Below are 3,575 nucleotides of genomic sequence, written 5' to 3'. Positions count from 1 at the left end.
CCCGCGCATCGCACGCGGCACCCCACGCCAGTGGTCCCTCGGACGGGTGAACCGGGCGCAAAACCAGCAGCCGAGCCGCCCACCGCGGGACGACACGGCCGTTACGGGTGAGGTGGATGGTGCGCACGGGCAGGCGCGCGGAGGCGCGCCCGGGGCGTGCGGACGCACGAACGAGCCCGCACGCGTCCACGGAAGGTACGGTGCGGGCTCGCGGTCAGCTGTCGGTGCGGCCGTGCACCCGCGCCACCCACTCCGCGGGTTTGGCGATCTCCGCCTTGGTGGGCAGCGTGTTCGGCGAGGTCCACACGCGGTTGAAGCCGTCCATGCCGACCTCCTTGACCACGCCGCGCACGAACCGCTCGCCGTCGCGGTACTGCCGCAGCTTCGCGTCCAGGCCGAGCATCCGGCGCAGCGCCTGGTCGAGCCGGCCCGCGCCGCTGGCGCGCCGCTGCCCGAACTTCTCCCGGATCTCCGCGACGGTCGCCACGACCTCGGGACCCACGCCGTCCATCACGTAGTCGGCGTGCCCTTCGAGCAGCGACATCACGGCGGTCAGCCGGGTGAGGATCTCCTTCTGCGCGGGGGTCTGCACCAGGTCGACGAGGCTACGGCCGTCGTCCGGCTCGCCGCCGGCGCCCTCCTCGCCCTCCTCCCGGTCCTTGCCCGCGCCACTGAAGGTCTGCACCGCCTGCCGGACCCGCTCCACGACCGTGGAGGCGTCGAGTTCGGTCTCGCCGAGGAAGGACTGGATCTCGCCCTCGATGTGGTCGCGCAGCCACGGCACCGCGGAGAACTGGGTGCGGTGGGTCTCTTCGTGCAGGCACACCCACAGCCGGAAGTCGTGCGGATCGACGTCCAGCTCGCGTTCGACGTGCACGATGTTCGGGGCGACCAGCAGCAGCCGCCCGGCCCTGGACTCCCCCGGGCCCGGCTGCACCGGTCCCGCGGGCATCTCCCGCGAGGGCGGTGCGAACGTCTCGTACTGGCCGAGCACCCGGGAGGACAGGAAGCTCAGCAGCATCCCGACCTCGACGCCGGTGACCTTGCCGCCCACGGTGCCCAGTACGACCCCGCCCGCGCCGCCCGGGCGGCGCGCCTGCATCTTGCCCAGCAGCGGTTTGAGCACCTCGCGGAACCCGGCGACGTTGGCCCGTACCCAGCCGGGCCGGTCCACGATCAGCACCGGCGTGCCGTGCGGTCGCGCCGCACCCTCGCCGTACATCCGCGTGAACGCGCTGACGTGGTTCTCCGACTCCTCGGCGTGCTTCCGCAACTCGGCCACGATCGCGCGTGCCTCGTCCCGACTCACCTCCGGACCGGGCCGCGTCAGTCGCTGTGCGGTCGCCACGGCGAGGTTCCAGTCGACCATCTCGCTTCCACCGATGCTCGTCATACCTTCACGGTACGTTGCCGCCCCCGCTTTGGGGGCGCCCAGGCCGGTTCTGCGCCCCGCCGGTTGCCGTCCGTCCCTCTCCGCGCCCCGGGGGTCAGGTGGCGGCCACTGCCGTGGCCAGTCTGTCGAGGGCGCCCTCGGTCGCGACCGGGTCGGCTCCCCCTTGCGTCATGAACGAGAACGCGAGCAGCCGCCCGTCGGCCGTGACGACGGTTCCCGCGATCGTGTTGGTCCCCGTGAGGGTCCCCGTCTTCGCGTGCACCAGGCCCGCCGCGGGCGACCCCTGGAAGCGCGCCGCCAGCGTCCCCGTGAAGTCCGCGACCGGCATCCCGGTGAGGATCGGGCGCAGCTCGGTGTGTTCGGGGCTCGCCGCCAGCGCCAGCAGCCGCGCGAGGGTGACCGGCGCCAGCCGATCCTCGTGGTCGAGCCCGCTCCCGTCGTGGAACGACGCCTGCGGCAGCGGAACCCCGTACCGCGCCAGCGCCGCCCTGATCGCCGCCGCGCCACCTGCGAAGCTCGCCGGCTGCCCGCTCGCGATCGCCACCTGGCGGGCCAGCGCCTCCGCGAGGTCGTTGTCGCTGTTGGTGAGCATCCGCTCCACGAGATCGGCCAGCGGCGCCGACTCGTGCGTCGCGAGCGTGGTGCCGGCCACGGTCCCCGCCTTGCCCGCGTGCTCGTGCGAGACGCCGGTCACGGTGATCCCCTGCTCGCCGAGCAGTTGCGCGAAGTTCGACGCCGCACTGGCCGCCGGGTCCCATGCCCGGGAGGCGGGGCCGCTGCTGCTTCCGTCGAGCCGCGCCTCGTTCGCCATCAGCGCGGTGACCGGGGCGAGGTTCTCGTTGTGCCCGATGGGATGCAGCGTCGGCCCGCTGTAGAGGGACGTGTCGTAGCCGAGCGCGATCTTCGTCCGCCCGGCCGCCTTCAGCGCCTTCGCGGTGTCCTTCGCGAGCTGCCCCGACTGGAGCGTGGGGTCACCGCCGCCGACCAGCACCACCTCGCCCGTACCGGTCATCACCACCTGCGTGGTCAGCCGCTTCTCCGGGCCGAGCAGGCCCAGCGCGGCCGTGGCGGTGGCGAGTTTGGTGGTGGACGCGGGCGTCGTCGCGATGCCGTCCTTGTGGTCGTAGAGCACTGTGCCGGTGCTCACGTCGATCACGGCGCCGGTGCGGACCGGGCCCATGCCGTACGCCGTCAGCAGCGGGTCGAGCTTCCCGGCGAGCTTCGCCGGGAGGCCGGCGGGCAGCGGTGCGGCGGAACCTCCGACGGGCAGCAGGACGGGCGCGGCGGTCGGCGCGGCGGTCGGTACGCCCCCGGGTCCGGCCGTGGATACGGGGCCGGGTGTCGTCGTCGCCGTGCCGCCCGGCCCGGCGACGGTGTCCCGCTTCGCGGCGAAGTGCCGTTCCGCGGTGCGCTGCCCGCCCTGCCACGGCCCGGCGGCGGCCGCCGCGCCTGCGGCGACGACCGCGCCTATCCCGGCGGATACCGCCACGACCTGCCACGTCCTGCCGAGCGGCACAGCCGACCAGCCCCTTTCGCGACCACCCCGATGCGTGGGAGACACTTAACCACCCACACTGTGTGCTGATCATTGAGGAGTAGGGCCGTGGAGTTCGACGTCACGATCGAGATCCCGAAGGGTTCACGAAACAAGTACGAGGTGGACCACGAGTCCGGTCGTATCCGCCTGGACCGCAGGCTCTTCACGTCCACGAGTTACCCGGCGGACTACGGCTTCATCGAGAACACCCTCGGTCAGGACGGCGACCCGCTGGACGCGCTGGTGATTCTGGACGAGCCGACGTTCCCCGGCTGCCTGATCACCTGCCGCGCCATCGGCATGTTCCGGATGACCGACGAGGCCGGCGGCGACGACAAGGTGCTGTGCGTGCCCGCGTCCGACCCGCGCGTGGAGCACCTGCGGGACATCCACCACGTCTCGGAGTTCGACCGCCTGGAGATCCAGCACTTCTTCGAGGTCTACAAGGACCTGGAGCCCGGCAAGTCCGTCGAGGGCGCGAACTGGGTCGGCCGGACCGAGGCCGAGGCGGAGATCGAGGAGTCCTTCCGCCGCCTCAAGGAGCACAACGGCGGTCACTGACCGCCGGCTTCCCGCAGTACGGGCCCGCGACCGATCCCGGCCGCGGGCCTGCGCTGTGCGTGCGCCGAACGCGGGCCCGTACGG

At 72.8% G+C, this 3,575-nt stretch carries 3 protein-coding genes; 1 reads left to right on the top strand and 2 read right to left on the bottom strand.

Annotated elements, in window-relative coordinates:
- Positions 1 to 214: 214 nt before the first annotated feature.
- Positions 215 to 1,393 carry a zinc-dependent metalloprotease gene (locus AC13HU_RS34175; RefSeq protein ID WP_483045879.1) on the bottom strand — a complete coding sequence of 393 codons (1,179 nt, stop codon included), beginning with the start codon at positions 1,391 to 1,393 and terminating at the stop codon, positions 215 to 217.
- A gap of 94 nt (positions 1,394 to 1,487) precedes the next feature.
- Positions 1,488 to 2,882: a D-alanyl-D-alanine carboxypeptidase/D-alanyl-D-alanine endopeptidase gene (gene dacB, locus AC13HU_RS34170; RefSeq protein WP_483045878.1), complete on the bottom strand. Its 1,395-nt coding sequence runs from the start codon at positions 2,880 to 2,882 to the stop codon at positions 1,488 to 1,490.
- Between the two features lie 114 nt (positions 2,883 to 2,996).
- On the opposite strand from dacB, the gene AC13HU_RS34165 reads away from it, so the two are divergent.
- Positions 2,997 to 3,491: an inorganic diphosphatase gene (locus AC13HU_RS34165; RefSeq protein WP_328465286.1), complete on the top strand. Its 495-nt coding sequence runs from the start codon at positions 2,997 to 2,999 to the stop codon at positions 3,489 to 3,491.
- The last annotated feature ends 84 nt before the right edge of the window (positions 3,492 to 3,575 follow it).

It is taken from the genome of Streptomyces sp. NH27, from assembly GCF_056859195.1.
The sequence above is the reverse complement of the archived record's forward strand: the minus strand, read 5'-3'. Positions and strand labels throughout refer to the sequence as shown.

What these genes read in the sequence shown, in the direction of transcription:
- AC13HU_RS34175 (WP_483045879.1), bottom strand. Translation starts at nt 1,393, where the DNA reads ATGACGAGCATCGGTGGAAGCGAGATGGTCGACTGGAACCTCGCCGTG.